Genomic DNA, 26,107 nt, shown 5'->3' with positions numbered 1-26,107 from the left:
CCTCTTCGATGGAATGTCCATGACCAGCAAGCTCGACAGTCTCCGGCAACTCACCACCATTGTCGCCGACACCGGCGACATCAACGCCATCCGCACCCTGCAACCCCAGGACGCCACCACCAATCCGTCACTGCTGCTGAAGGCCGCTGAACAGGCGGAATACACGCACCTGCTGGATCAGGCAATTGCCGCCAGCCGTGGCAGCCATGACCCGCTAACCGATGCCTGTGACCATTTTGCCGTGGCGCTGGGGGGTGAAATCATTCGCCTGGTACCGGGCCGGGTCTCCACCGAGGTGGATGCACGGCTGTCCTTTGACCGTGCCGCCACCCTGGACAAGGCACGCAAGCTGATCGAGGGCTACGAGCGTGCCGGCATCACCCGCGACCGCGTACTGATCAAGATTGCCGCCACCTGGGAAGGTATCCAGGCCGCCGCCGAGCTGGAGCGGGAGCAAATCCAGTGCAACCTGACCCTGTTGTTCTCCTTTGCCCAGGCGCGCGCCTGCGCCGATGCCGGCGTGCACCTGATTTCACCCTTTGTCGGACGCATCTACGACTGGTATTGCAAGCGCGACGGCCGCGACTGGCAGGGCCTGGAAGACCCGGGCGTGCAATCGGTGGCGCGCATCTACCGTTACTACAAGCAACATCTGTATGAAACCGTGGTGATGGGCGCGAGCTTTCGCAATATCGGCCAGATCGAGGCTCTCGCCGGCTGCGATCGCCTGACCATCAGCCCGGCGCTGCTGCAGCAACTGGCTGCCGAAGCGGGACACGTGCAGCGCTCCAGTGGCCTGCTTGGCGAGGTAGATTCTCGCGAGGTACTGGATGAACAGGCCTTCCGCTGGCAGCACAACGATGACGCCATGGCCACCGAAAAGCTGGCCGAGGGGATTCGGGCCTTTGCCGTGGATCAGCAGAAACTCGAGCAGTTGTTGGCCGCCCGCATGCGCGCCAGTTCAGCAGCCTGATTCGAGGGCATTGACCAGATCACAAAACGCCTCGCGATTGCTGTCATTCAGGCCCATCAGAATGCGATGGGCCTCGAGCACCTTGTCGCGCACCAGCTCTTCCGAGAGCTGTTGTGGTGGCAGATCCTGCAAGGGCGCTGTCGGCTCCAGACAGGTCGGCAGCATGTTGAACACCTGATCAAACCCCATGCTCAACAGCAGGCGGTTCATGTCCTCGTTGTCTGACACCAGGGTCGGCAGAAAACCAACCTTCTTTTGCGACAGTAACGAGAGTTTGGCCAGCAAACCCAGTGAGGTACTGTCGATGGCCTGCGTTTCTGTCAGGTCTATCACTATGGCGCGAAAATCCAGCGCACTGAAAATACGCTCGATATAGGCATCCAGTGCGGCGCACAGGGTCAGGCGCACATCACCGATGAACTTGAGAACAAAGGTACCTTCGGATTCGGCAAACTGAATCCTGCCGGTCGTCATCATTGCAGGTTCCTGCTGACACACAAAACGGATAAATCATCCGGCAGAGCAGCCTCCTCCGCCAGCCCAAGCAACGCCAACAGGGAATCCAAGTCACCAGCAGCCTGCTCGACCAGCTGTGGCAAACGTGCTTCCCGCTCCTTAAGCGTAGACCCCGGCAAACATTCCAGCACGCCGTCCGAACAGAACACCAATGAAAAATCCTCAGGCAAGGAAATCTGCCTATCCTCGTAAGTCGCCTGCTCGAACAGGCCAACCGGCTGACCTCGCCCCTGCAAATACTCAGCCTTGCCACCACTCAATAACAGCGGCAAGGGCAGGTGACCGGCAATACTGTAGGTCAGTGTCGACTCTGCCTCATCGATTACACCGCCAAGGATGGTTACATGCTTGCCCAGCCGACAGTTGATCAGACTTCGATTGACATGCCCAAGCACCTCGGAAGGCTTGAACTCCAAGGGTCCACTGCTACCGTCACGGCGCTGTTCGTAAAGCAGGCGGGTGGTCATGAACTTCAGCAACACGGTAACGAAAGCCGAAGCCACCCCATGCCCGGACACATCCGCCAGATAGAAGGCTACCTGGCTCTCGGACACCCTGAAATAGTCAACAAAGTCGCCGGACAGGTACAAGGAAGGAATTACCCGTTGACGAAAGCACAGGGTGCCCGTCTGCCAGGGTGATGGCGGCAGCATGTTCAACTGCACCTGGTGACCGGCAGCCTGGTCGTCGCGCAAGGCCTTGAGGTGATTCTGCAACTCGCCATTGACCTGCTCCAGGCGCTCACGGATGCGCTGGTTCTCGCGGTGCAGAGCATAACGGTCAAGGCAGCGACGCACGGCATGACTGAGCACCACCATGTCATGCAGAGGCTTGAGCAGGTAATCACTGGCGCCGGCACGCAATGCCTCGACGGCATCCGGCATGTGTTCGGAGTCTGTCAGCACCAGCAGGGGAATCTGAGCGTCCGTCTCGCTGAGTTGACGAAGTAAATCCACCCCCGGCATAGCGGTCGGATGAAGGTCGCAGATAACCAGTTCCGGACGACACTCGGCAAACAGCTGCAAAGCACGCTCGGACTGAGCGCACTGAAGCACCTGGTATCCTTCACTTTCCAGCGCGGTGGCAAGGGGACAACGCACATCGGCATCATCGACGATCACCAGCAATGTGGAGCCTGACAGCTGCATAGATTCCATGGATCAGTGCCCGAACACCGGGACGGGCTATAGAAATCGTGGGTGCAGGAATACCTGACACTTTCAAGGGGCAAACACTACTCCCATATGCAGCGGGTAGCAACCTTGCCAAAGCCGACAGGTTGTGTGCCCGGACAACGGGTTATAGGATGTCAGAGCAACCATCAGCCGGGCGGAGTTACCATGAGTTTTCACGACCAGCAATACAATGAAAAACGCAATTTCATTCGCATGCAGATTGACACCCAGGCCTATCTGCAGGTGTCGGATGGCGGTGAGCGTCTGGCTGTGGTCTGTCAGGACCTCTCCAGCACCGGCGCCCAACTGCAATCAGCCAAACCACTGGAACTGGGTACCGAGGTAGAACTGCAAATACCTTCGCCCACCCCCCAACATCAGGGGCTGAATGCCCGGGGCAAGGTAGTTCGCTGCCAGTCACAGGGCCCCGGGGTACACATTCTGGGACTGACATTTGACAGTGTCAGTTAGAAGTCATCCTCGACCAGGCCGTCGCGCACCTTGAACTCGCGATTCTGCAACCAGGCATTGCGCACAAAGGTGTAGCGGTCACCCATCACCAGCCGCTCCTGCTTCAGCAGGTCGGCCCGGGTATCCACCAGGTCGACGGCAATCGAGGTATTACGGGTGGGCACATGATCCAACTGGTCACGGTAGCTGTAACCGATTGCCGCTTCCGGCACCCGTGAAGCCCCGTCGCGCAGGGTGCTCGGCCCCAGCAGCGGCAGCACCAGATACGGTCCACTGCCAACGCCCCAGGCACCCAGCGTCTGGCCAAAATCCTCGTCATTGCGCTGCAGCCCCATTCGCGTGGCCACATCAAATACGCCCAAAACGCCAATGGTGCTGTTGAGCAGGAATCGCGACAGGTCTACCCCGGCGTCGTGCGGCTTGCCCTGCAACAGATTGTTGAACAGGTTTTTCGGCTCGCCAAGATTGCCGAACACATTACTGACCCCTCTGCTCAGAGATTCCGGAGTCACCGCCTGATAAGCACGGGCCGCCGGTTTCAGGGTAAAGCGGTCAACTGTGTCGTTGAAACTGAAAACAACCCTGTTGAAGCCCTCCCACGGATCGGGATCAGCATGGTTCGCAGCAAAATCATCGGCATGGACCGTCGACAACGGCGCAGCAACAAGCAGCGCAGCCATGACGGCAGGACTGAATGACTTGAACGACATGAATCATCTCCGGTGGTGACAGGCTGAATGGCTGTGCGAAGTCTAGCGCAAAGCCATGCACGCCGGTAGAACATGCCTTTACAGAGTCTTTACCCGTCACCGGCACACCCCGGCGACAGCTCGGGTTAGACTTCCTGCAACCCTGGCAACGGACTCTCTACCATCATGCGAATTTTCACTGCAGGCCGTGTTGGCCTGGCTGCGCTGGTCTCACTAGCGCTTGCCGGCGGGCTTTACTGGCAGCAACGCGGCCCTACAGCCCCGACATACAGCAGTGCCACCGTGGAGCTTGCCGACATAGAAGACAGTATCACGGCCCTCGGCACGCTTGAGCCACTGAACTATGTGGATGTCGGCACACAGGTATCAGGTCAGCTATTGCGCCTGCACGTGGAACCCGGCGATCAGGTTGACGCTGGCCAACTGCTCGCCGAAATAGACCCGACGCTCTACCTGACCCGCGTCGAAGCCAGCACTGCACAACTGGCCACCCAGCGTGCCCAGCTGCAGGATCGCGAAGCCCAGTTGCAACTGGCCAGACTGCAGGCCGAACGCCAGCGCCGGTTGCTGGCCGACCAGGCCACCAGCCAGGAGGCTGTGGAAGTAGCCGAAGCCAACCTGCGCTCGGCCGAAGCGCAAGTCGACGTGCTCAAGGCGCAGATCCGCCAGACCGAGTCGACACTCAAGGCGGACCAGGCAGACCTTGGCTTTACCCGTATCCATGCACCAATGACCGGCACTGTGGTGCAGCAACTGGCAAATCAGGGACAGACCCTCAACGCCAACCAGACGGCACCCTTGATTGTGCAGATTGCCGACCTGTCGAGCATGACTGTCCGCGCACAGGTTTCCGAAGCTGATATCGCCAGGCTCTCGGCCGGCATGCCGGTCTGGTTCACTACCCTGGGCCGCCCGGAGGTACGCTACGAAGGACAGCTGCGGCAGATATTGCCAACCCCCGAAGTGATCAACAATGTCGTGCTGTTCAACGCCCTGTTCGATGTCGACAACCCGCGCGGCGAGCTGTTGCCCAAAATGAGTGCGCAAGTGTTCTTTGTGCGCGCCTCGGCCAGCCAGGTCCCAACGATTCCGGTTGCCGCGCTGCAGACGGTTGGCCAAAGCGCCGCAAACCAGCGCGTACAGGTGATCGACGAACAAGGCAACCCGGTCAGTCGCGACGTACGCATCGGTGTTCGCAACCGCGTACAGGCCGAGGTACTGGAGGGCTTGCAGGTGGGTGAGCGGGTAATCACCGGCGGCATCTCGTCCGCACACAGTGGCAGCGGTGTGTCGCGCAGCACAGGACCAAGGTTCTAAGGCATGGATACCCCGCTTATCAGTCTGCGTGGCATAGGTCGCACCTATCACAACGGAGACATAGCCACCACGGTTCTGCAGGATATCGATCTGGACATCCAGGCCGGCGAGTTCGTCGCCATCATGGGTGCCTCCGGCTCGGGCAAGTCGACACTGATGAACATTCTCGGCTGTCTGGACCGCCCCAGTTGCGGGGATTACCTGTTTGCCGGGGAGTCCGTGGAGCGCCTGCACAAGGATCAATTGGCCGAATTGCGCCGGCGCACCTTCGGTTTCATTTTCCAGAGCTACAACCTGATCGGCTCGGCCAGCGCCCGGGAAAATGTTGAGGTGCCCGCCATCTATGCCGGCCTGCCCCGGCAGCAACGCCAGCAGCGAGCCGCGCAGCTACTGGGCGACCTGGGGCTTGGCGAACGCCTCGGCAATCGCCCCAGCCAGTTATCCGGTGGACAGCAGCAACGGGTATCGGTGGCGCGGGCACTGATGAACGACGGACAGGTGATACTCGCCGACGAGCCCACCGGCGCGCTGGACAGCCAGAGCGGCCGCGATGTACTGGAACTGCTGAAAAAGCTGCATGCACAGGGCAAGACGATCATTGTCATCACCCATGACCGCGATGTGGCAGCACATGCCGAACGCCTGATCGAGTTGCGTGACGGGCGCATCATCGCCGACACACGACGCAGCCCTGAGCCGGTAGCCGCCCCGGCCGAGCCTCAAGCGCCGGCACCAGAACGCTCCACCCAACCGCTGCAGGACCTGCTGGAGGCGGTACGCATGGCCTGGCGGGCGCTGCGCAGCAACCTGTTCCGGACAGCACTGACCCTGCTTGGCATCGTGATTGGTGTTGCCTCGGTGGTGGTAATGCTGGCACTGGGCAACGGTGCACGTCAGGAGGTGGTCGATCGCATCAGCTCAATGGGATCGAACCTGCTACTGGTAAGGCCCGGCGCACCCAACACCCGCCGTTCGATGGACGGCTCGACCAATACCCTGAGCCTCAGCGACGTCAACGTGGCAGCCGACATCGCCAACGTGGTGGTTGCCGTGCCGGAAATGAATGGCCGGGTGACGTTGCGTAGTGGCAACACGGATTATCAGACACAGGTCACCGCCACCAGCCCCGACCTGCCACTGGCACGCAATTGGCCGGTAGCACAGGGCGTATTCATTGCCGAACAAGACAACCAGAGCCATGCGGCGGTCACCGTGATTGGCCGTACCGTGGCCAACAACCTGTTTGGCGACAGCGATCCGCTGGGCCATTACCTGCTGATCAACAATGTGCCCTTCCAGGTGATTGGGGTGATGTCGGAAAAGGGCGCAGCACCCTGGGGTGGTGATCAGGACGATGTAGTCTTCGTCCCGCTGAATACCGGCAGCCTCAGACTGATCGGCCAGCGTCACCTGAACTCGATCACGGTCATGATTGACAACCTGTCGCTGGCCGAGCAAACCCAGGAAGCCGTGCGCCAGGCAATACTGCTCAACCATGCCGGGGTCGAGGACTTCCAGATCCGCAACATGGCCTCGTTGCTGGAAAACGTCAGTCAGACGCAAAACACCTTCACCATACTGCTTGGCTCGATCGCTGCGATTTCCTTGTTGGTAGGGGGCATCGGCGTAATGAACATCATGCTGGTGAATGTCACCGAGCGCACCCGGGAAATCGGCATCCGCATGGCCACAGGCGCACGGACCGGCAACATACTTCAGCAGTTCATTGTCGAGGCGGTGGTGGTGTCGGCACTTGGCGGCGCCCTTGGCGTGCTCGCCGGACTCGGCTTTGCCTGGTTGCTGCAAGCCCTTGGCACACCCATGGTGTTCACCCTTGGCCCGGTATTGCTGGCCTTTGGCTGCGCCTTCGCTACCGGCCTTGTGTTCGGTTTCATGCCTGCCCGCAAGGCAGCCCATCTTGACCCCGTGGTAGCCCTCAATGCCGACTAGATACAGCCTGATCCTGGCCGCCCTGCTGCTGGGCGGCTGCAGCCTGAACAGCCCTCTTCCAGCCCACCAGCCGGTACTGCCTGGGCAGTGGAGCAGCCAGACACAGACACCGGACTGGCCGGACAGCCATTACTGGCAGGCGTTCGGCGCCGACACCCTGCTGCGGCTGCAGCAACAGGCACGACAACACAATCATGATCTGGCCGCCGCCGCTGCCCGCCTGCAACAGGCCGATGCCCAGCTGCGCCAGGCCGGTGCCGCCCTGCTGCCCAGCCTGGATGCCGGCCTGAACGCCGGCCGCAGCGGCAACGACAACGGCGTCGGCAATAATTTGTCTGCCAGCCTGGGGGCCAGCTACGAAGTGGATTTCTGGGGCCGTAACCACCAACTGCGTGAGGCCGCACGCGCCAGCCTGGATGCCAGCCACTTTGATCAGGCCACCCTGGCAGTAGCCATTGAAGCCAGTGTCGCCAACAGCTGGTTCCAGCTACTGGAAACCCTGGAACGCGAACAACTGGCACAACAGAACCTGCACAGCGCCGAACGCCTGCTGCAACTGGTCGAGGCACGAGCCGCTGCGGGCGCTGCCGATGCGCTGGAAGTCAGCCAGCAACGCATCCTGGTATTGCAGCAACGCGCCGCCCTGCTGCCGTTGCAACAGCAGCGTCTGGCCCTGCACAACAGCCTGAACCTGCTGCTCGGCAACACCCCGGATGCCGCACTGCCAGTCGATAGCGCACTGGCCAGCCTGCACGTGCCCGAAGCCAGTGCCGGCCTGCCCAGCGAACTTTTGCAACAGCGCCCGGACATCCGCGCCAGCGAGGCGCGCCTGCTGGCTGCCAACGCCGACCTGAATGCGGCGCGCGCGGCGCTCTGGCCAAGCCTGCGCCTGACTGGCCAGTATGCCGGCCAGAGCAGCACCCTGGCCGATCTGCTGGGCAATCCGGCAACCAGCTGGAATCTGCTGGGAGGCCTGACCCAGCCGATCTTTGACGGCTCACGGCTACGCGCACGGGTCGAGCAGGCCGACGCACGACAACAGGAGCTGCTGATTGATTATCAGCGCAGCATTCTCACCGCCATCAGCGAAGCCGATACCGCGCTGGCGGCCGCGCTCAGCAGCCGCCAGCGCGTGCAGCAACAGCAGCACGTGGTAGAGCAAGCCCAACTGGCACTGCAACTGGCAGAAGCCCGCTATCGCGCTGGCGCCATCGCCCTGAGCACACTACTGGATAGCCAGCGCAGCCTGTTCCAGAGCCAGGACGCCTTGTTGCAACTGCAATCGGCGCAACTGCAAACGGCAGTGGATCTGTACCGTGCATTGGGTGGCGGCTGGCAGGCGACGACGCTAAGCTACAGCGACTGACCACGCATACCGGAGCTCACCTTGGCCGTCACACTCCACCTGACCACCCTGGATGGTCGGCAGTTACAATGCCATCCTCAGGCAATGCGGCAACTACTGATCCATCTCGACACACTGGATGCCCAGTGCCGCAGCCTGGGCGTGACACCCGTCAGCGAATTTATCGACTTGACGGACCTTGAGTGGCAGGAAGTGATGGATTTGGCAGCGGCAGACGCCGAACCGCCGGCCATCGACCCTGAAACCGGCTGCGGCTATGCCATCGAAGACATGGAGTGGCTGTCGGTCGGCAGCGGCATGGTGACCTTCGAAGCCCTTGCCGCGCACCTGCAACACAATCCGCTAGCGGAAAACACCGGCAGCCGGGACTCACTGCTTAAAGAACTGCAGCAATGCCTGGAGATTCTGGCACCGCTGGAATCACTGGGGCTGTATTTCAACCTGACAGCCCGCGACTGAAGACCGGCCAGGCGTTAGCAGCGGCACCGCAGAGTCGCCGGCAATCCATCGCGCGACAAGATCGCCCCAGACTGCAGCACAATTAGCGTTATTTCCGGCAGTTATGTCGCTTCAAAATAACGATCGGGATTCCCATACTGCCCTGACGCCACTCATCGAGACCGCTGTAGCGGACTCCCGGCACGGCATACTACAAGGACTCCCGACCCATGCCCCAATCCCATGGCATCACCACCGAGGAACTCAAGCTGACCGCCAGCGACGGATATCCTCTGGCAGCCAGCCTGTTCCATGCCCGGTCACCACAGGCACTGCTGTTGGTAGGCGCCGCCACTGGCGCACCTCGCGGCTTCTACCGGCGCTTTGCCGAACATGCCGCCGGTCGCGGCTTCAGCACACTGACACTGGATTACCGCGGCGTTGGTGAATCCCGTCCGGACGATCTGAAAGGCTTCGAGATGCATTACCTCGACTGGGCCTGGAAAGACCTTGCGGCAGCCCAGGTGCATCTGGAACAGCAAGGCTTGCCGTTATTTATGGTCGGCCACTCATTCGGCGGGCATGCCTTTGGCTCAATGCCCGGGCACGCACGCATTCGCGGCCTCTATACCTTTGGCACCGGCGCCGGCTGGCATGGCTGGATGCCGGGCATCGAACGCTGGCGGGTATGGGCAATGTGGAATCTGGCGGCACCGCTGATCGTCAAGCGCAAGGGGTATCTGGCCTGGCGCAAACTGGGCATGGGTGAAGACCTGCCTGCCGGGGTTTATCACTACTGGCGACGCTGGTGCAGTTATCCACGCTACTTCTTTGATGACCCACGCGAGCCGCAGATGGGTGAGCTCTATGCCAGGGTAAAAAGTCCGATTGTGGCAGCCAACAGCCTGGATGACCTGTGGGCCCAGCCGCGCTCCCGGGACACCTTTATGGCCGGTTATTGCAACAGCGAATGGCGGGGGCGTGATATTGACCCGCTACGGGAGGGGCTAGGCCAGATTGGCCACATGGGCTACTTCCGCCCACAGGCAGCCCCGCTGTGGGACGAGGCGCTCAACTGGTTTGAGGAACAACTGCAGAAATAAGGGCCGGCCTATGGCCGGCCCACCGGCCATCAGCGCAAACGGAAACGGCTGATCTGTTGCTGCAGATCACCACTCAGGCAAGCCAGATCGGCACTGGATGCGGAGGTTTCCTCGGAAGCCGCCGCTGACTGGTCTGCCACATCGCGGATATTCATCACGCTGCGGTTGATGCCTTCAGCCACCGCACTCTGCTGCTCGGCAGCCGCAGCAATCTGCTGGTTCATCTGTTGGATGGCTGACACGCTCTGGGTGATCGCTTGCAGTGCACGCCCTGTTTCACCGGCAGCATCGACACTGCTGTCTGCCAGCGAACAGTTGTGGCCCATGCTGCGCACTGCCTCTTCCGCACCCTGCTGCAGGGTGCGGATCAGCTCCTCGATCTCGTTGGTTGACTGTTTGGTACGCATTGCCAGACTGCGCACCTCATCAGCCACCACGGCAAACCCGCGCCCCGCCTCACCAGCCCGCGCCGCCTCAATGGCCGCATTCAGCGCCAGCAGGTTGGTCTGCTCGGAAATACCCTTGATCACATCAAGAATGGCGCCAATGTTGCCGCTGTCATGCTTGAGGCGCTCGATGGTTTCGCTGGAGTTGGTAATCGACTCGGCCAGCTCGTGAATGCGTTCGATGGTCTGGTTGACCACAGCCTGACCCTGGCGCGCCTGGCTATCCGCGGCATCCGCCGACTCGGCAGCCGTTTCAGCGTTGCGTGCTACATCCTGCACGGTGGCACTCATTTCGTTGACCGCAGTGGCCACCTGTTCGGTTTCCTGTTTCTGCTGGTTGATACCGGCACTGGTCTGTTCGGTGACGGCCGACAACTCTTCGGCGGCAGAGGCCAGTTGCTGGACGCCATCCGACATACTGCCAATCAGGCCTCGCAGGTTGGCGGTCATCTCATGCATCGCACGCATCAGCATGGCCAGCTCGTCGCTGCCCTGCACCTGCACATCCTGCGACAGATCACCCGATGCAATCCGGCGAGCCTGAGCGACTGCCGTCTGCAATGGCGTGACTATCACCCAGGCAATCAGCAGGCTGAGGGCAATACCCAACGCCACCAGTGCCACCATCAACAGCACCTGATTGCGCTGCAGGGCTGATTGCTGGGCATCCAGCAGCTCATTCTGGCGAGCCACCACATCATTGGCGGCCGCCATGGCCTGACGGGCAAGCGTGGTCATCTGCTCTTCGCTGCTCTGAACCTGCCGGATGCTGGCCACCAGTGTCATCAGCGCAGCACGGTAGTCCTCCAGCTCACTTCTGACCCGGCTCACAGAGGCCTCGCGCTCTTCGTTGTGCAATTGCATCAACAGTTGCTCGATCTCGCCATCGGCCTCTTCCAGGCGCTGCACAAGCGCATCTGCTTGGCTGCTATCACGGGTGACCAGCAGGTTGCGCTCCTCAATCCGGCCGTTCAGCAAGGACCGCCACAACTCGTCTCCGCGCTGCAAATTGCCGCGTAGCATCACCACCTCGCCATGGGTCAGCCACTCGGATTCTGTATTCAGTTCATAGCGCAGATCCTCAACCACTGCCTGAAGATCTTTCAGCAGTGTCTCGGCACGGGCTTCCAGTTGCCTGGCTGCCGAGGCCGACTGCCCGATGGCCAACACTGTGCTCTCGAAAGCCTGCAAATACTGTTGAACGCCCTGATCAATATTGCCAAGCAAGGCCAATGTCTGGCGGTCGCGAATGGACGCTTGCAGTGAGGCCACCTCGTCGCGCATACGCGCGACGGTCGAGCGGGCACTGTCCGCATCCGCTGCATTGGCGCGCATGATGAAATTCTTTTCATGCTGGCGCGCCTCCAGCACCATGCCGCGCACTTCCACTACTTTGACCATGCGCATCTGCAAGGCATTCAGGCTGGCACCCATGCGCATGCTCATCAACACCGAGAGGATGCTGAGCAGTAAAACCAGGGCAAAGCCCGTGAACAACTTGTTGCGGACACTGATCCGGCCAGCCAGGCTCATCAGGGCATTGATCATGGAGTTCTCCAACAGTAACGGCAAAGGCTCTGCGCTGCGGCTATAGGATCTTTCCGAGCGCGCAACAGAAAAACAACGCCGGCATTATGACACGAAGTGTCACAAGGCCACAGAACGCGAGGCAAAAAACCCCGGCAACCGCAACAGCGTCTTGCGCCCCGTGATCCTGAGTAAAGCGCAAATAGTGCGGCTCTGCCAGAAAACGGGGGTACTCAGACCCTGAAGCCGCCCAGTAAACCACCCAGCTCGCTTGCCAGCGTCGACAACCGATTGCCGGAATCGCGCACGGCACTGGCCGCGCCGGCATTGTCCCGCGCCAGATCAGCCACCTCGGTGACCGAGCGATTGATATCCTCGACCACATGGCTTTGTTGCAGAGTTGCGCTGGCAATCGACTCGTTGAGCGCGCTGACCCGCTGCAGCGCCTCGACAATTTGCTGCAAGCGCTCGGCAGCCTGCCCGGTCTGGTCAACGGCCAGGGTGGTCAGGTCGCTGCTTTCGGCAATCACACCTACCGCATCACGGGTGTTCTGCTGCAGGGTTTCAATCAGTTGCTGGATCTCCTCGGTCGACTGCTGCGTGCGCTGGGCCAGCAGCCGAACCTCATCGGCCACCACGGCAAAACCTCGCCCCTGCTCACCCGCCCTGGCAGCCTCGATAGCCGCATTCAGCGCCAGCAAATTAGTCTGTTCGGCAACAGCTCGGATCACCTCGAGCACCCGGCCAATCTGACCGGTTTCCTGCTGTAGGTTCTGCATGGTCGATACAGCGCGCTGCATCGACGCAGCCAGCTGCTCAACCTGGCGCGTGCCTGACTCAAGGCTTTGATGCCCCTCTCGCGCATGCCGATCAGCCTCACGGACTTCGGTTGAAGCCTGTTCCGCATGTTTCGCCACATCCTGCACTGCATAACTAACCTGATTGATCGCCGTCGCCACCATCTCTACCTGTTGCGACTGCTGATCGCTCTTTTGCCGGGTTTCTTCTGCAACCCGACCGAGCTCGGCCGATGCCTGCTCGAGCGCCTCAGCCGAGCCGAGCATACGCCGTATCATGCCGGCCAACTTGCCGGCAAAAGCATTGAAGTGTCCGGCCAGACGGCTCAATTCGTCACGCCCCTGTTCCGGCAGGCGATGGGTCAGATCACCGTCACCGCTGGCAATATCGGCCAGCGCCGCCACGGTACCGTCCAGTGGCCGGTCAATACTGCGTACAACCAGCAATAGCAAGCCTCCCAACAGCAAGGCAATCAGACCCACCAGCAATGCCACCTGAATTTGCTGGGTGCGGTAGATATCGCGGATATCGTCGATATAGACACCGGAGCCGATAATCCATCCCCAGGGTTCGAACAGCTGCACATGCGAGATCTTTTCTACCGGCTCACTGGAGCCCGGCTTGGGCCATCGATAGCCAACCATTCCAGCCCCGGAGCGGCGCGCCACCGCCACCATCTCGTTGAACAGCGCCTTGCCATCCGGGTCGCGATAACCGGACAGATCCTCACCCTCCAGAGCCGGATTGGTCGGATGCATGACCATGCGCGGATGCAGATCATTGATCCAGAAGTATTCGTTACCGGCGTAGCGCAGACCGCGAATCTGCTCCATTGCAGCTCGTTGTGCCTGTGCCGGAGTCAGCTCGCCCGCCTGCGCCTGCCGGTGATAATGCGCCAGAACGCCCAAGCTGCTTTCCACTACATTGCGCGTCATTTCAACCTTGCCGGCATACAACTGGCGGTTCATTTGCTGCAGCAACAGGGCAGCCAGCAGCAACAACGCGAACAGCGACAACAGCAACACCGACCACAGACGCCGACTGATCGGCAGGTTGCGTAACAGGTGCATGGCACTATCTCCAGCTTGGCTTAGAGGCCAAGTCTAGCTGCTGTAGAGGCGTTATGCCTTGCGGCTTTGGTATGACCGCGCAGTTTGACGACTCCTGTCTTCTGTAGCACCCTCGCGCAAAACATATTCAAGGAGCACAGATATGCCCGCCTGGCACCACCAGCTGCTGCAACTCGACGACATCCAGCTCAGCCTCTACAGCCAGGGGCCTACAACCGGCTACCCGGTATGGCTTTTACATGGATTCCCCGAATGCTGGCACTCCTGGCGCCATCAGATGCAGGCACTGGCAGATGCAGGTTACCGGGTATTGGTGCCGGAAATGCGCGGCTACGGCCAGACCAGTGCACCCGCAGCGGCAGAGGCCTACGACCTGATCAGTATTTGTGGTGACATCCAGTCAGCCATGGACAAGCTCGGACACCAGCACTGCGCGGTAATAGGCCACGACTGGGGCGCACCCATTGCCTGGCATCTGGCGCTGCTGGAACCTCGGCGGGTGCAGGCCGTGGCTGGACTCTCGGTACCCTTTGGCGGTCGCCCCAAGCGCCCGGCAATAGACATGCTGCGCCAGCATTATCAGGACAGGTTTCACTACATGCTGTATTTCCAGACACCGGGTGTTGCCGAGACCGAACTCGAAGCCGATCTGCCTCGCACCTTGCGGCTGTTGATGCACGGCATGGACACTTCCGCCGGCATTGGTAACGGCCTGATTGAAGAGCGGCCTGCCGAAGGCGGCTGGCTGAGCCAGCGGCATGACCCCGGCACGCCGCCGGACTGGTGTCCGCCGGACGCCTTCGCTGTCTATCTGGAGACCTTTCGCAACGGGCTGCGCGGCCCGATCAACTGGTACCGAAACTTCGAGCGTAACTGGCAACGCACCGAATCACTGGCCGGGCGGGCTATCGAGCAACCGGCACTTTTCATCATCGGAGACAATGACCCGGTTGGCGAACTGGAAGCCTTTACCATCGAACGCATGCCTGCGCTGGTCCCACAGGTGGAGCAGCATGTAGTCGAAAACTGCGGGCACTGGATCCAGAGCCAGTGCCCGCAGCAGGTCAACAGCTTGCTGTTGGACTTTCTGCAACGGCATATCCGCCAAGAATAGCCTCCCTGCCACTCAGATACGGAACTGCAACACCAGCGCCCGCAACTGCTCGGCCAGTTGGGCCAGATTTTCACCGGCTTCAGTGGACTGCGCTACGCTCTGCACAGTCTGCTGGGCCACATCATTGATCACATGGATATTCTGGTTGATTTCCCGAGCAGTGGCCGTTTGCTCCTCGGCCGCACTGGCGATCTGCTGGGTCATCTCGTCAATACTGCTGACACCTGCAGCAATACGCTCAAGCGCCTCAGCCGTGGTGCCAATACGGGCTACCGTAGATCCGGCTGCCTGGCGACTGCCATTCATGGCCTTCTCGGCACGCAGCGCACCCTGCTGCAGTTTTTCGATGGTCGACTGGATCTCGCCGGTGGAATCCTTGGTACGACTGGCCAGCGAACGCACCTCGTCCGCCACTACGGCAAAGCCTCGACCACTCTCTCCGGCGCGCGCAGCCTCAATGGCAGCGTTGAGTGCCAGCAGATTGGTCTGCTCGGCAATGTTCTCGATCACCTGCAATACCGTATCGATACGCTCGCTATCCTCACGTAGCGCCGATACCTGACTGGCGGCATTTTCAATATCGTTAGCCAACAGTTCGATAGCCGCTACGGTATCCGCCAACTCGGCGCGCCCGGTATCGGCCTCCCCACTGACGCCAGCAGCACTGTCGGCCGTGCTCTGGGTATTACGGGCAACCTCCTCGACAGTCGCGGTCATCTCGTTCATCGCCGCTGCGGCACTGTTGATCTGGGTATTCTGGTGCTGCATGCCGGCTTCGGTTTCTTCATTAACCTGAGACAACTCGGTTGCCGCTGCCGCCACCTGCTCGGAATACTGGCTGACCTCACCGAGCATCCGGCGCAGGCTGTCCTGCATCCTGGCAATGGAAGCCAGCAGACTATTGCTGTCACCGGCCCGCAGGTTCAGGGTGCCGGTCAGATCACCCTCGGCCACGCGATGCACCACCTCTGCCGCATATTGGGGATCGCCCCCCAGGGTACGCAGCACCGAGCGCACCAGCAGCAGACTCAAGGCTATCGCCACCAGCACTATCAATGCTGCCACGCCAACCAGACGCCAGAGCACTGCGCGCATTTCCGCCAGCGCTTCCTCTTCAGTGGTTTCGAGCACCAGACCCCAGCCGAGCATCGGCATATGGCTGTAACTGCCAAGCACCGACTGCCCGGCAGCATTCAGATAAAGCCCCTCGCCACTACGGCCTGCACTCAACGCCTAACCAGCCTCGGTACGGACTGCCTCGCCATCACGCAGTGAGGGTGCCGGAGTCAGCGGCATGGCCTGACTGTCCAGCAGGAAAATCTCGGTGCCCGCACCACGCTCCAGTTGGTTGACCCGCTCGATAATGGTATCCACGCGAACGGCACCACGCATGACACCGACTATTTGCTGCCCATTGCGTACCGGAATCGCAACCGTGCTGACCCGGTTGCCGGTAGCACGGGAAACCACCGGCTGAGAAAAGGTGTCATTGCCGGCCACGGCATTGCGGAACCAGTCTCGGTCAGCCACATCGAAGGCTTCAGCTTCGGCACGCGGCAGAACACGGGCACGTCCGTCATAGCTGACACCGACCACTCCGCGCCCGTTGGGCGCAACAAAAAAGATGGTGTCATAGAACCCCTGGGCCGCAGCAATCTGTGACAACAGATGCTCAAGCTGTTCCTCATCAATATTCACAGCGGCATCCAGCCGCGCCAGATAGCGCATTTCGTCCTGTCGGGCCAGCGCCCAGTCGGTGAACGACTGGGCATTCAGGGTGGCACGCTGATCCAGAGCTTCGAGCTCGGCCGAGGTCAGTGACGATCGGTAGGACATCGCCATCAAGGCGGTGACCACCACCAGCGCCACCAGGACCAGAGAGGCAATCATCAGGGTCAATCGCGTACCAAACCCCAGAGTTCTTTTATTGTCAGGCATGAAAAACTCCATCAATTTTTATTTACGACATTCCTGAACCTATCGCTCGCGCTGTACGCCACGACTTGCAGGCAGTTCCTGGCAACGGCCCATGAAGTATGGCAAACATTCAGAATGTTTATCCTGCCGGACAACCGGCAACCTGACATACGTCAGCGCCCTGATTGACAGGCATCACGCTCGTGCATGAATGCGGCACAGCCCTTCCAGAAACACCCGGGAGGGTTAAGATGATCGACCGACACTGTAAGGAGTTACCCATGAGCAACGCGCTGCGCATTGCCCGCCGCTTCTGCGGGCCACCCAACAGCGGCAACGGCGGTTATGTCAGCGGCCTGCTGGCCCGCCGGATGGCGCAACCCTGCCAGGTAACCCTGCACGCACCACCGCCACTGGATACCGATCTGCAGCTGCAGCCGCATGGTGACGGGCTGCAACTGAAGCTGGGCGAGCAGTTACTGGCCAGCGCCCGCCCCTACCAGTTCCAGCTGGAGATGCCACCGGCTCCAACCCTGCAGGAAGCCGAACAGGCACAGACGCAATTTGACGGCATCCGCCATCACGACCTGCCCGGCTGCTTTGTCTGCGGCACCAACCGTGAACCCGGCGACGGCTTGCGTATCTTTACCGGCTGCGTTTGCGGGCATACCGATCAGGTGGCAGCGCTCTGGCAGCCCGGCGCCGATCTGGCTGACGAGGATGGCAAGGTAGCCAGCGAATTTCTCTGGGCGGCACTGGATTGCCCGGGCTTTTTTGCGGTCAAACCAGTCTCCGGGCTGGCCCTGCTGGGACGTTACAGTGCGCGCATCGAGCAGCCGGTAGCGCCCGGTGAAAGCCTGATCGTCTCAGCCTGGGCCATCACGCATCAGGGCCGCAAGCACGACGCGGGCAGCGCCCTGTATCGCAGCAACGGCGAGCTGGTGGCCTGTGCCGAGGCCACCTGGATCAGTATTGCGGCTGTGACCAGCTGAAGATTACTCGGCGTTCAGATAGGACGAACGGGTCAGGCCAAGGCGCAGCGCATCCATGATCCGGGTACGCTGCGCGGCATTCAGACCGGCTGCGCCGACCTTGTCGCGGTAGCGACTGACCAGTTCGTCCGGCTCAAAGTGCACATAGCGCAGCATGTCCTCAATGGTGTCGTGGGTCTCGATGCCCTCGTGCTCGATCCGGCTGTTTTCACGCAGGAACACGTTGACCGAGTCAGTATCACCGAACAGGTTGTGCATGTCGCCGAGGATTTCCTGGTAGGCACCGACCATAAACACCCCGAGCAGATAATCCTCGCCCTCGCGCAACTCGTGCACCGGCAGGCTGGTCTCGATGCTCTGTTCATCGACGTAGTGACTGATCTTGCCGTCCGAATCGCAGGTCAGGTCCTGCAGTACCGCCCGCCGCAACGGCTCCTCGTCGAGCCGGTTGAGTGGCATGATCGGCAGCACCTGATCAATCGCCCAGGTATCCGGCAGGCTCTGGAACACCGAAAAATTGCAGATGTACTTGTCTGCCAGCTTGTCGGTCAGTTCGTCCAGCACCTGACGGTGCGAGCGCTGGCGGGCCTTGAGTTGTGCATGCAGTCGGTTGCACAGGGCGTAGTAGCACTGCTCGGCCAGCGCCTTCTGCGCCAGGGTGACCCGCCCTTCGGCGTACTGGGCGGATACATCACCAATGTAGTGGGTGGCCCGCCAGTAGGTTTCGGTCACCAGTTCGATATCGTGTCGATCCAGCAGCGCCACCAGATTACTCACACACTGGGGCAGTTCTTCGCTCGGGTCGATGGGTGGCAGGGTATCGTTGTGCCGCTCGACATCGGTGACCTGAACAATCAACACCGCATGGTGGGCGGTCAGCGCCCGGCCACTTTCCGAGAAAATATGCGGGTGCGGCAACTGCTGCTGGTCGCAGAACTCGCGCAGCATGGTAACCACGGTGTGGGCATATTCACCAATGTCGTAGTTGATCGAGCTGGCATTGCGCGAGTGGGTGCCGTCGTAATCCACCCCCAGCCCGCCGCCAACATCGATGTGATCCACCGGCAATCCCAGCGAACGCAACTCGCCAAAGAAGCGAATCGCCTCACGAAAGCCCTGCTGGTAGTCAGCCAGGTTGGCAATCTGCGAACCCATGTGAAAATGCAGCAGACGCACACCCTGCTGCAAGCCAGCCGCGCGAAATCGCTCAATGACCCGAAGCAACTGGGCGGCAGACAAACCAAACTTGGACTTCTCGCCACCGGTATCGGCCCACTTGCTGGACGCCAGCGATGACAGCCGCACACGCAGACCGATATTCGGCTCGACCTGCAGCGCGGCGGCCTCCTCGATCACCAGCTCGACTTCGGATTCCTTCTCGATAACGATAAACACCCGGTGCCCAAGCTTCTGGCCAATCAATGCCAGATGAATGAACTCACGGTCCTTGTAGCCGTTGCAGACAATGGTCGCGCCGCGCGGCGCCAGCGCCAATACCGCCATCAGTTCCGGCTTGGAGCCCGCCTCCAGACCAATGGATACATCACGGGTGGCAATGATGTTGTCGACCACCGCCTCCTGCTGGTTGACCTTGATCGGGTAGAGTGCGGTGTAACTGGCCTGGTAGCCCTGCTCGGCGATATGCCGGTCAAAGGCACCGGTCAGCTGGCGTACGCGGTCCTGCAGGATATCCGGGAAACGGATCAGCAGCGGCAGATCCAGCCCGCTGTCACGTAACTGACGAACCAGCCGGTGCAGGTCGATGGCTCCACTCTCGGCACCGTGCGGCCGCACCTCGACATGCCCGTCCTCATTAACGCCGAAATACCCAGCACCCCACTGGCGGATGCCGTAGACACTGCGGCTGTCGGCCACCGTCCAGGCGCTGGCATCTTCCTTGCGGGAACGTCGTGGTGAAACCATGAAAACCTCTTGGCAAAAAAACAGGTCCGCTTGCACCGGCGGGGCAGACTCCTATGCAAAACAGGGTAGCGTATTGGCGCACTAATGCCGAGAGTCAGTTACCCGCCAAAGCGGATTGACAGTTACCATTCAAAAGCACACCCCCTGACGCAACAAGGCCCAGCATATGCCGGGCCTTGTTGTTCGGCAGGAGGTGCATCCTGCCGCTATCGCGTAGCTGCCTGCCCCCGAAGGGGAAGGATTCAGATAGCGACGATGTTTTCTGCCTGCGGGCCTTTCTGGCCCTGGGTCAGACGAAACTCGACCTGCTGGCCTTCAGCCAGGGTCTTGAAACCATTGCCAGCGATAGCGCTGAAATGGGCAAAAACGTCCGGACCACTGGCCTGTTGAATAAAGCCAAAACCCTTTGCTTCGTTGAACCACTTGACGGTTCCGGTAACGGTAGCTGACATGATATGCATCCTGAATAAATAAAAATGTGGTCGTTTGACCGGTAAGGCTGGAGAGAAGACTGTAACTGAGAAACTTCAGGACGATGTATGCGAGCGATACGACGAAGTGGAGATCTGAACTAGAGACTGACTTTCAAGCTGGGACAAGCATACAGCGTTTACACCCGCTGCATAGCTTTATTTTTCCTAAAAACAAAAAAAACCTTGCAAACCATTGATTTGCAAGACTTTTTAAATGGCGGAGAGATAGGGATTCGAACCCTAGGTACGGTTACCCGTACAACGGATTTCGAATCCGTCCCGTTCGACCACTCCGGCATCTCTCCAAGTCGGCGCGAATCATAGCAGTTTTACCTGATGCTATGAAAGCCTTTCAACCAAGCTCCACGCCAAGACGATGGGCTACTTCCTCGTAGGCCTCGATGACCCCGCCGAGGCCCTGACGGAAGCGGTCCTTATCCATCTTCTTGCGGGTTTGCTTGTCCCATAGGCGACAACCGTCCGGGCTGAATTCGTCGCCCAGAACAATTTCGCCATGAAACAGACCAAACTCGAGTTTGAAATCAACCAACAGCAGCCCGGCCTGGTCGAACAGATCCGTGAGAACCTTGTTGACCGTGCGGGTCAGTTCTTCCATACGCGCCAGCTGTGCCGGCGTCGCCCAGCCAAAAGCGAATACGTGGGAAGCATTGATAAAGGGGTCACCACGCGCGTCGTCCTTGAGAAACAACTCAAAGGTTGGCGGACTCAACTGAATACCCTCTTCCACGCCCAGTCGCTTGACCAGGCTGCCAGCCGCGTAATTGCGCATCACGCATTCGACAGGAATCATCTCCAGCTTCTTCACCAGGCATTCCGTGTCAGACAACAGGCTGTCGAACTGGGTCGGCACGCCGGCTTCCTCAAGCTTCTGCATGATAAAGGCGTTGAAACGATTGTTGACCATGCCCTTGCGTTCGAGCTGCTCGATCTTCTTGCCGTCAAAGGCAGAGGTATCGTTGCGGAACAGCAGGATCAGGCGATCAGGATCATCGGTGATAAATACCGACTTGGCCTTGCCGCGATAAAGTTCTGTACGTTTTTCCATTGCTCGGCTCCGCAAGGGGCTGGATAAGATTGGCTCAGTTCAGGGCTGTTTCTATGCGTTGCAGCAAGGTACGAGCCTGCTGCGGATCGGCAGCCTGATCGATGCTACGCTCAACACTGACATCCACACGGTTGCCGACAGCAGTCAGACGCACCTGAAGACGCGAATCACTGGCGTCATCCTTGCTGGCTGAGCGCCGGAACAGGCGAGCAATGCGACCGGGCTGTTTTGCCTTGTCAGCGCTAGCGTCCAGATCGACGTAATAGACCCCGGAAGAACGGTTAAGGTCGGTGACCAGGATATCGGATCGCTGCAAGGCATCCCCTACTGCCGCCCAGGCACGATTGAAATCGCTGTCTATGCGCAGCACCGGGTTACCGGCGCCGTCCTGCTGAAGGGTGGCGCGTGAACTGGCTGCGCCTTGCTGCCGCGCAACCAACGAAGCGGCATCAACATCACCACTCTGATTCAGGTAACTTTCCAGTTCGGCAAGCATGGCGCGCTCAAGCGCCGGATTGGCAGAACGCTCCGGCCAGGGCTGCTCAACGGCCGTGCTGGACTGCATCTGGCGCACAAAGATTTCACTGGTGCCGCGCTGCACGCCGGGCTCAATACGGATGTGAAAACGCTGCAGCTCGTTGTTGCGGCGACGCTCGCCGAGCAGCGGCTGGATACGCCGCGCCAGCGGGTTGTCAGAGCTGGCGGAAAAATTGATCCAGTCAGTTTGCAACTCGCCCAGACGGACATCCTCACGCACAACAGGCAGTTGGTATTCGCTGGCAAAACGACGCACCAGCGGCCAGCTGTCCACCGGCGTGCGCTGCGCCAGCAACCAGACACTGGCACCATCCTCTTGCAGACTGAACTCGCTGCTGTCGGCACTGACCAGCAGGGGCTGTGGACGCGGCATGACAAACTTGCTGCCATCGCCCTGACGAATTTCGCCGGGCACCGGCAACAGATCACCCGTTGGTCGGGCCTCGAGCCCGGCAGGAATGCTCATGCGCGGCTGGACTTCAGCCAGCTGGTAATCACTGCCTCGATCACGGAAGAATCCGTCTTCACCCATCAGATAGCCACAACCACCCAGGCTGCCAGCAGCAGTCAGGGCCAGAATTCGCACCAGCGGTTTCATAGGTATTTCCTTGCTGAAGATGGAGCCGGTCAATCGTTTCACAGAGCACCGCACTGGTGCAGGGCATCCAGCACGGGTGTATGGCAACGGGCACTCAGGGGCGTCAGGGGCAAGCGCATCCCTTCACCGATCAGGCCCATTTGCTGCAGAGCCCACTTCACCGGAATCGGGTTGGATTCGATAAACAGCATTTTGTGCAGCGGCATCAGCTGTTCGTTGATGCGCCGGGCAGTTTCGGCATCACCCGCCAGTGCTGCCGCACAGAGTTCATGCATGGCCTTGGGCATTACATTGGCAGTCACCGAGATATTGCCCTTGCCGCCCATCAGGATAAGCTCGACGGCGGTAGCATCATCACCGGAATACACGGCAATCTTTTCTCCGACACGATCAATCAGTTCACGCGCGCGCTGCAGGTCACCGGTAGCTTCCTTGATACCAACAATATTTTCGATACCCGCCAGACGCTCGACGGTTTCCGGAAGCATGTCACAGGCCGTGCGCCCGGGTACGTTGTAGAGGATCTGAGGAATGGCTACTGCTCTGGCTATATGCTGAAAGTGCTGGAACAGACCTTCCTGGGTCGGCTTGTTGTAGTAAGGCGTGACCAGCAGACAGGCATCCGCGCCCACACTGCGTGCAGCCTCGGTCAACTCCACTGCTTCACTGGTAGAGTTGGCGCCGGTGCCGGCAATGACCGGAATGCGTCCGTTGACCTGCTCTACCACACGGCGGATTACCACCTTGTGTTCATCCATGCCGAGCGTCGCCGACTCGCCGGTGGTGCCTACCGCAACTATGCCGTCTGTGCCCTGCTCGAGATGGAAGTCGATCAGACGCTCAAGCGCCTGCCAATCCAGCCCGCCCCGGGAATCCATGGGAGTTACCAGCGCCACCAGGCTGCCTGAGATCATGCAACTGCTCCAGTTGAAACGTTAAAGCGCAATGGTACTTAGCCCATGCGAGCAGCACAAGGGAGCGACCATGCGGAAAGCCGCGCCAATGGCGGTTGAACCCTGACGACAGGACTGTGAGAATAGGGCGCTTTGCGCACAGGCCCTTGCCCTGTCCACCGGCTTGATTAACGAGGATCTGCATGTCAACCACCCCCAGCCCACGGGAACAGTTTCTGGTGATCACCGCGACCGGCGCCCAGCCCGGCAGCATGGCCTCGCTGCTGACCCGTCTGTGCATGGAGCAGCGCTGCCTGATTATCAGCAGCCGCCTCAGTCAGCACGGTAACTGTGCTGTGCTGGTGCTGCAGGTCAGCGGCAACTGGGACGCCCTGGCCAGACTGGAAAGCCTGCTGCCAGCCATGGCCCGCCGCGAACATTTTCAGCTGTCGCTGAACCGCAGTCAGGTTCCAGACGAACGTCCCCAGGCGCTTCCCTACAACGTCTTCGTCACCGCTGTTCAGCGCCCCGAGCTGCTCGCCGAGTTGTGCGGCTTTTTCAGCCAGCTGGAAATCAGCATCGAGGAGTTCTTCAGTTTTACCTATCAGGCCCAGCACACCGGCACGCCGATGATCAACCTGACGCTGACCATCGCCATCCCGGTTCGCACCCAACTCAGCTGGCTGCGCGAGCAATTCCTCGACTTCTGTGATGAACTCAATCTGGATGCAGTGATCGAACCCTGGCGCCCCCTGCACTGATTGCCCGAACACAACAGGAGACAGAACAGATGAACATTACCCTCAACCAGCCGGCACCTGACTTCAGCGCTGCCGCCACGTCCGGCCAACAGGTATCCCTGAGCGGACTCAAGGGAAAGGTTCTGGTGCTGTATTTCTACCCCAAGGACAACACGCCCGGCTGCACCACCGAAGGCCAGGACTTCAGAGACCGCCACGCCGACTTTGAGCAGGCCGGCGCCGTTATCTACGGCATCTCCAAGGACAGCCTGCGGGTTCACGAAGGTTTCCGCAGCAAGCACGGCTTTCCCTTCGAGCTGATCAGCGATGCTGACGAGCAACTCTGCCGCCTGTTCGACGTGATCAAACAAAAGCAGATGTACGGCAAGCAATATGAAGGCATTGAACGCAGTACTTTTATCATCGACCGTGAAGGTGTTCTGCGCCACGAGTGGCGCAAGGTCAAGGTCAGCGGACACGTTGACGAGGTCCTGGAGGCCGTCCGCCAGCTTGCCTGACCCCCGACTGACGGCCCTCAGCTACTGCTGTCGGCCGTCTCTACCGCTGCCTCAACACCCCTCGGCCAGGCATAGAGCACCGCCTTGAACAGCGTTGCCAGAGGGATCGCAAAGAACACCCCCCAGAACCCCCACAAGCCACCAAAGATCAGCACCGCCGCAATAATTGCGATCGGATGCAGGTTGACTGCCTCGGAAAACAGCACAGGAACCAGCACATTGCCATCCAGGGCCTGGATCACGGCATACACCACCATCAGCACCATGAACTCGCTGCCCAGCCCCCACTGGAAAAGACCGATCAACGCGACCGGAATAGTCGCCACAGCCGCACCGATATAGGGCACCAGCACTGACAGTCCGACCAGCACCGCCAGCAAGGCCGCATAATTGACGTTCAGCACGGTAAAGCACACATAGGTGACAGCGCCGACTATGATAATTTCGATAACCTTGCCACGTATGTAATTGGCAATCTGCAGGTTCACCTCTTCCCATACCACGGTGACCAGACGACGCCGGCGCGGAAGGTGCTCACTGATCCAGGTACTGATCTTCTGGCTGTCCATCAGAAAGAAGAACACCAGAATCGGCACCAGAACCAGATAGATAAGGATATTCATCAACATCGGCAAGCTGGCCAGCGATTGTGACAAGAGCCATTGACCGAACTGGCCGGCCTCGGCATTCGCCGAGCGAACCAGTCGCTCTATCTGTTCTTCGGAAATAAAGGCCGGATAGCGCTCCGGCAGATGCATCAGCAGGTTCTGCCATTCAGCCAGCATGCGTGGCAATTCGTTGAACAGGTTGATGATCTGCTTCCAGACCAGCGGCACCACCACACCAAACAGCGTTGCCAAACCACCAAGAAACAACATGAACACTGCCCATACGGCCAGCCAGTGCGGCAGGTTCCAGCGCTTGAGTTGCTGCACCAGCCCTTGCAGCAGGTAGGCCAGCACCAGGCCGGTCAGCAATGGCGCCAGCTTGCCACCGAAACCAATGATCACGGTAAAACCCAGCAGCAGCAGCACAGCCAGCACCACGGCCTCCTCATCGGAGAAGTAGCGGTGCATCCAGCTTTGAAAAACCTTGATCATGGTGATTGAACTCGTTCCGTCCAGCGTCGATCATGAAGGCCGCCAAAGACAGGCGGTCTGGTGCAACATTCAGTCACCGCTCTTGCGCAACCAATAGTGGAATTCGCCGTCAAAGGTCTCGCTGGCTTCCAGAATGTGCCCCGACAGCTCGGCATAGCGCCGGATGTCCCGTTGCGAACCGGCATCGGTTGCCAGCAGCCAGAGCACCTGACCGACCTGCATGCCACTGATCGCCTGCTTGGCCTTCAACAACGGCAACGGGCAAGCCAGTTCTCGCGCATCAAGCTGCTGGTCGAAAGGATGGTCAACAGAAACATCGGTCATGCAGAATCTCCGGACAGGGATGGCCAAGTATAGCCCCCCTGCGGGGGCCACA

At 60.0% G+C, this 26,107-nt stretch carries 25 protein-coding genes and 1 tRNA gene; 11 read left to right on the top strand and 15 right to left on the bottom strand.

Annotated features, from left to right (window positions below; all coding sequences use genetic code 11):
- Positions 1 to 19: 19 nt before the first annotated feature.
- The gene (gene tal / locus BMZ23_RS01695; protein ID WP_093471787.1) at positions 20 to 973 is read left to right on the top strand and encodes a transaldolase; all 954 of its coding nucleotides are present in this window, start codon (positions 20 to 22) and stop codon (positions 971 to 973) included.
- On the opposite strand, the gene rssC is transcribed toward tal, so the two are convergent.
- Both rssC and BMZ23_RS01685 read right to left on the bottom strand, forming a co-directional pair.
- Entirely contained in the window at positions 962 to 1,447 is a 486-nt protein-coding gene (rssC, locus tag BMZ23_RS01690; protein ID WP_093472126.1) for an anti-sigma factor antagonist RssC, read from the bottom strand. The two genes, tal and rssC, sit on opposite strands and share 12 nt — an antisense overlap.
- Positions 1,447 to 2,637 carry a PP2C family protein-serine/threonine phosphatase gene (locus BMZ23_RS01685; protein ID WP_093471784.1) on the bottom strand — a complete coding sequence of 397 codons (1,191 nt, stop codon included), beginning with the start codon at positions 2,635 to 2,637 and terminating at the stop codon, positions 1,447 to 1,449. Before BMZ23_RS01685 ends, rssC begins: the two co-directional genes overlap by 1 nt.
- A 192-nt stretch (positions 2,638 to 2,829) precedes the next feature.
- Here BMZ23_RS01685 and BMZ23_RS01680 point away from each other — a divergent pair, with 192 nt between their 5' ends.
- Positions 2,830 to 3,135, top strand: coding sequence for a PilZ domain-containing protein (locus tag BMZ23_RS01680; protein ID WP_177197188.1), 306 nt, complete (start codon positions 2,830 to 2,832; stop codon positions 3,133 to 3,135).
- Here the strand turns inward: BMZ23_RS01680 and BMZ23_RS01675 are convergent.
- Positions 3,132 to 3,845 carry an MlaA family lipoprotein gene (locus BMZ23_RS01675; RefSeq protein WP_093471779.1) on the bottom strand — a complete coding sequence of 238 codons (714 nt, stop codon included), beginning with the start codon at positions 3,843 to 3,845 and terminating at the stop codon, positions 3,132 to 3,134. The genes BMZ23_RS01680 and BMZ23_RS01675 overlap by 4 nt on opposite strands.
- A gap of 165 nt (positions 3,846 to 4,010) precedes the next feature.
- Here BMZ23_RS01675 and BMZ23_RS01670 point away from each other — a divergent pair, with 165 nt between their 5' ends.
- The 5 genes from BMZ23_RS01670 (at position 4,011) to BMZ23_RS01650 (ending at position 10,019) form a co-directional block, all read left to right on the top strand.
- On the top strand, positions 4,011 to 5,162 hold the full coding sequence (locus tag BMZ23_RS01670; RefSeq protein ID WP_093471776.1) for an efflux RND transporter periplasmic adaptor subunit: 1,152 nt from the start codon (positions 4,011 to 4,013) through the stop codon (positions 5,160 to 5,162).
- Between the two features lie 3 nt (positions 5,163 to 5,165).
- Positions 5,166 to 7,112 carry a MacB family efflux pump subunit gene (locus BMZ23_RS01665; RefSeq protein ID WP_093471773.1) on the top strand — a complete coding sequence of 649 codons (1,947 nt, stop codon included), beginning with the start codon at positions 5,166 to 5,168 and terminating at the stop codon, positions 7,110 to 7,112.
- Positions 7,102 to 8,478 carry an efflux transporter outer membrane subunit gene (locus tag BMZ23_RS01660; RefSeq protein WP_093471771.1) on the top strand — a complete coding sequence of 459 codons (1,377 nt, stop codon included), beginning with the start codon at positions 7,102 to 7,104 and terminating at the stop codon, positions 8,476 to 8,478. The genes BMZ23_RS01665 and BMZ23_RS01660 overlap by 11 nt, the downstream gene beginning before the upstream one ends.
- A gap of 21 nt (positions 8,479 to 8,499) precedes the next feature.
- Positions 8,500 to 8,937 (top strand): hypothetical protein, encoded by a 438-nt coding sequence (locus BMZ23_RS01655; RefSeq protein WP_143069545.1) that lies wholly within the window; start codon positions 8,500 to 8,502, stop codon positions 8,935 to 8,937.
- A 209-nt stretch (positions 8,938 to 9,146) separates the two neighbouring features.
- Positions 9,147 to 10,019 carry an alpha/beta hydrolase family protein gene (locus BMZ23_RS01650; RefSeq protein WP_093471766.1) on the top strand — a complete coding sequence of 291 codons (873 nt, stop codon included), beginning with the start codon at positions 9,147 to 9,149 and terminating at the stop codon, positions 10,017 to 10,019.
- Between the two features lie 29 nt (positions 10,020 to 10,048).
- Here BMZ23_RS01650 and BMZ23_RS01645 read toward each other — a convergent pair whose 3' ends face one another.
- Together BMZ23_RS01645 and BMZ23_RS01640 are read right to left on the bottom strand one after the other, a co-directional pair.
- The gene (locus BMZ23_RS01645; RefSeq protein WP_093471763.1) at positions 10,049 to 12,013 is read right to left on the bottom strand and encodes a methyl-accepting chemotaxis protein; all 1,965 of its coding nucleotides are present in this window, start codon (positions 12,011 to 12,013) and stop codon (positions 10,049 to 10,051) included.
- Between the two features lie 212 nt (positions 12,014 to 12,225).
- Entirely contained in the window at positions 12,226 to 13,860 is a 1,635-nt protein-coding gene (locus BMZ23_RS01640; protein WP_093471760.1) for a methyl-accepting chemotaxis protein, read from the bottom strand.
- A 142-nt stretch (positions 13,861 to 14,002) separates the two neighbouring features.
- Between BMZ23_RS01640 and BMZ23_RS01635 the strand changes: the two genes are divergently transcribed.
- On the top strand, positions 14,003 to 14,974 hold the full coding sequence (locus tag BMZ23_RS01635) for an alpha/beta fold hydrolase (RefSeq protein ID WP_093471757.1): 972 nt from the start codon (positions 14,003 to 14,005) through the stop codon (positions 14,972 to 14,974).
- Positions 14,975 to 14,986: 12 nt separating this feature from the next.
- Here the strand turns inward: BMZ23_RS01635 and BMZ23_RS15035 are convergent, their stop codons facing one another.
- Positions 14,987 to 16,204 carry a methyl-accepting chemotaxis protein gene (locus tag BMZ23_RS15035; protein WP_218143541.1) on the bottom strand — a complete coding sequence of 406 codons (1,218 nt, stop codon included), beginning with the start codon at positions 16,202 to 16,204 and terminating at the stop codon, positions 14,987 to 14,989.
- Positions 16,205 to 16,207: 3 nt separating this feature from the next.
- Positions 16,208 to 16,912, bottom strand: coding sequence for a cache domain-containing protein (locus BMZ23_RS15030; RefSeq protein WP_218143539.1), 705 nt, complete (start codon positions 16,910 to 16,912; stop codon positions 16,208 to 16,210).
- A gap of 260 nt (positions 16,913 to 17,172) precedes the next feature.
- Here BMZ23_RS15030 and BMZ23_RS01625 point away from each other — a divergent pair, with 260 nt between their 5' ends.
- Entirely contained in the window at positions 17,173 to 17,883 is a 711-nt protein-coding gene (locus tag BMZ23_RS01625) for a hypothetical protein (RefSeq protein ID WP_218143538.1), read from the top strand.
- Between the two features lie 3 nt (positions 17,884 to 17,886).
- Here BMZ23_RS01625 and speA read toward each other — a convergent pair whose 3' ends face one another.
- The 6 genes from speA to dapA form a co-directional block, all read right to left on the bottom strand.
- A complete protein-coding gene (speA, locus tag BMZ23_RS01620) occupies positions 17,887 to 19,806 on the bottom strand; it encodes an arginine decarboxylase (RefSeq protein ID WP_093471754.1) in 1,920 nt (639 codons plus the stop codon).
- A 242-nt stretch (positions 19,807 to 20,048) separates the two neighbouring features.
- Complete coding sequence (locus BMZ23_RS01615) at positions 20,049 to 20,258, bottom strand: cold-shock protein (RefSeq protein WP_093471751.1); 210 nt, start codon at positions 20,256 to 20,258, stop codon at positions 20,049 to 20,051.
- Positions 20,259 to 20,494: 236 nt separating this feature from the next.
- Positions 20,495 to 20,584, bottom strand: a tRNA-Ser gene (locus BMZ23_RS01610).
- A 47-nt stretch (positions 20,585 to 20,631) separates the two neighbouring features.
- Positions 20,632 to 21,345, bottom strand: a complete 714-nt coding sequence (purC, locus tag BMZ23_RS01605) for a phosphoribosylaminoimidazolesuccinocarboxamide synthase (RefSeq protein ID WP_093471749.1) — start codon at positions 21,343 to 21,345, stop codon at positions 20,632 to 20,634.
- Positions 21,346 to 21,379: 34 nt separating this feature from the next.
- Positions 21,380 to 22,480, bottom strand: a complete 1,101-nt coding sequence (gene bamC / locus BMZ23_RS01600) for an outer membrane protein assembly factor BamC (protein ID WP_093471746.1) — start codon at positions 22,478 to 22,480, stop codon at positions 21,380 to 21,382.
- A gap of 38 nt (positions 22,481 to 22,518) precedes the next feature.
- Positions 22,519 to 23,394 carry a 4-hydroxy-tetrahydrodipicolinate synthase gene (gene dapA / locus BMZ23_RS01595; protein ID WP_093471743.1) on the bottom strand — a complete coding sequence of 292 codons (876 nt, stop codon included), beginning with the start codon at positions 23,392 to 23,394 and terminating at the stop codon, positions 22,519 to 22,521.
- 182 nt (positions 23,395 to 23,576) lie between these two features.
- Between dapA and BMZ23_RS01590 the strand changes: the two genes are divergently transcribed.
- Entirely contained in the window at positions 23,577 to 24,134 is a 558-nt protein-coding gene (locus BMZ23_RS01590) for a glycine cleavage system transcriptional repressor (protein WP_093471740.1), read from the top strand.
- A gap of 29 nt (positions 24,135 to 24,163) precedes the next feature.
- Positions 24,164 to 24,631, top strand: coding sequence for a peroxiredoxin (locus tag BMZ23_RS01585; protein WP_093471737.1), 468 nt, complete (start codon positions 24,164 to 24,166; stop codon positions 24,629 to 24,631).
- A 17-nt stretch (positions 24,632 to 24,648) separates the two neighbouring features.
- Here BMZ23_RS01585 and BMZ23_RS01580 read toward each other — a convergent pair whose 3' ends face one another.
- Together BMZ23_RS01580 and BMZ23_RS01575 are read right to left on the bottom strand one after the other, a co-directional pair.
- Positions 24,649 to 25,731, bottom strand: coding sequence for an AI-2E family transporter (locus tag BMZ23_RS01580; RefSeq protein WP_093471734.1), 1,083 nt, complete (start codon positions 25,729 to 25,731; stop codon positions 24,649 to 24,651).
- A gap of 69 nt (positions 25,732 to 25,800) precedes the next feature.
- Positions 25,801 to 26,055: a sulfurtransferase TusA family protein gene (locus BMZ23_RS01575; RefSeq protein ID WP_093471731.1), complete on the bottom strand. Its 255-nt coding sequence runs from the start codon at positions 26,053 to 26,055 to the stop codon at positions 25,801 to 25,803.
- Positions 26,056 to 26,107: the final 52 nt, after the last annotated feature.

This window comes from Halopseudomonas yangmingensis (genome assembly GCF_900114825.1).
Classification (GTDB): domain Bacteria; phylum Pseudomonadota; class Gammaproteobacteria; order Pseudomonadales; family Pseudomonadaceae; genus Halopseudomonas; species Halopseudomonas yangmingensis.
Note: the sequence above shows the minus strand (reverse complement) of the source record. Positions and strands in the feature narration are given on the sequence as shown.

Bases quoted from the DNA above. Each gene is read 5' to 3' on its own strand.
- tal (WP_093471787.1), top strand. From the start codon at position 20: ATGACCAGCAAGCTCGACAGTCTCCGGCAACTCACCACCATTGTCGCC.
- rssC (WP_093472126.1), bottom strand. From the start codon at position 1,447: ATGACGACCGGCAGGATTCAGTTTGCCGAATCCGAAGGTACCTTTGTT.
- BMZ23_RS01685 (WP_093471784.1), bottom strand. From the start codon at position 2,637: ATGCAGCTGTCAGGCTCCACATTGCTGGTGATCGTCGATGATGCCGAT.
- BMZ23_RS01680 (WP_177197188.1), top strand. From the start codon at position 2,830: ATGAGTTTTCACGACCAGCAATACAATGAAAAACGCAATTTCATTCGC.
- BMZ23_RS01675 (WP_093471779.1), bottom strand. From the start codon at position 3,845: ATGTCGTTCAAGTCATTCAGTCCTGCCGTCATGGCTGCGCTGCTTGTT.
- BMZ23_RS01670 (WP_093471776.1), top strand. From the start codon at position 4,011: ATGCGAATTTTCACTGCAGGCCGTGTTGGCCTGGCTGCGCTGGTCTCA.
- BMZ23_RS01665 (WP_093471773.1), top strand. From the start codon at position 5,166: ATGGATACCCCGCTTATCAGTCTGCGTGGCATAGGTCGCACCTATCAC.
- BMZ23_RS01660 (WP_093471771.1), top strand. From the start codon at position 7,102: ATGCCGACTAGATACAGCCTGATCCTGGCCGCCCTGCTGCTGGGCGGC.
- BMZ23_RS01650 (WP_093471766.1), top strand. From the start codon at position 9,147: ATGCCCCAATCCCATGGCATCACCACCGAGGAACTCAAGCTGACCGCC.
- BMZ23_RS01645 (WP_093471763.1), bottom strand. From the start codon at position 12,013: ATGATCAATGCCCTGATGAGCCTGGCTGGCCGGATCAGTGTCCGCAAC.
- BMZ23_RS01640 (WP_093471760.1), bottom strand. From the start codon at position 13,860: ATGCACCTGTTACGCAACCTGCCGATCAGTCGGCGTCTGTGGTCGGTG.
- BMZ23_RS01635 (WP_093471757.1), top strand. From the start codon at position 14,003: ATGCCCGCCTGGCACCACCAGCTGCTGCAACTCGACGACATCCAGCTC.
- BMZ23_RS15030 (WP_218143539.1), bottom strand. From the start codon at position 16,912: ATGCCTGACAATAAAAGAACTCTGGGGTTTGGTACGCGATTGACCCTG.
- BMZ23_RS01625 (WP_218143538.1), top strand. From the start codon at position 17,173: ATGAGCAACGCGCTGCGCATTGCCCGCCGCTTCTGCGGGCCACCCAAC.
- speA (WP_093471754.1), bottom strand. From the start codon at position 19,806: ATGGTTTCACCACGACGTTCCCGCAAGGAAGATGCCAGCGCCTGGACG.
- BMZ23_RS01615 (WP_093471751.1), bottom strand. From the start codon at position 20,258: ATGTCAGCTACCGTTACCGGAACCGTCAAGTGGTTCAACGAAGCAAAG.
- purC (WP_093471749.1), bottom strand. From the start codon at position 21,345: ATGGAAAAACGTACAGAACTTTATCGCGGCAAGGCCAAGTCGGTATTT.
- bamC (WP_093471746.1), bottom strand. From the start codon at position 22,480: ATGAAACCGCTGGTGCGAATTCTGGCCCTGACTGCTGCTGGCAGCCTG.
- dapA (WP_093471743.1), bottom strand. From the start codon at position 23,394: ATGATCTCAGGCAGCCTGGTGGCGCTGGTAACTCCCATGGATTCCCGG.
- BMZ23_RS01590 (WP_093471740.1), top strand. From the start codon at position 23,577: ATGTCAACCACCCCCAGCCCACGGGAACAGTTTCTGGTGATCACCGCG.
- BMZ23_RS01585 (WP_093471737.1), top strand. From the start codon at position 24,164: ATGAACATTACCCTCAACCAGCCGGCACCTGACTTCAGCGCTGCCGCC.
- BMZ23_RS01580 (WP_093471734.1), bottom strand. From the start codon at position 25,731: ATGATCAAGGTTTTTCAAAGCTGGATGCACCGCTACTTCTCCGATGAG.
- BMZ23_RS01575 (WP_093471731.1), bottom strand. From the start codon at position 26,055: ATGACCGATGTTTCTGTTGACCATCCTTTCGACCAGCAGCTTGATGCG.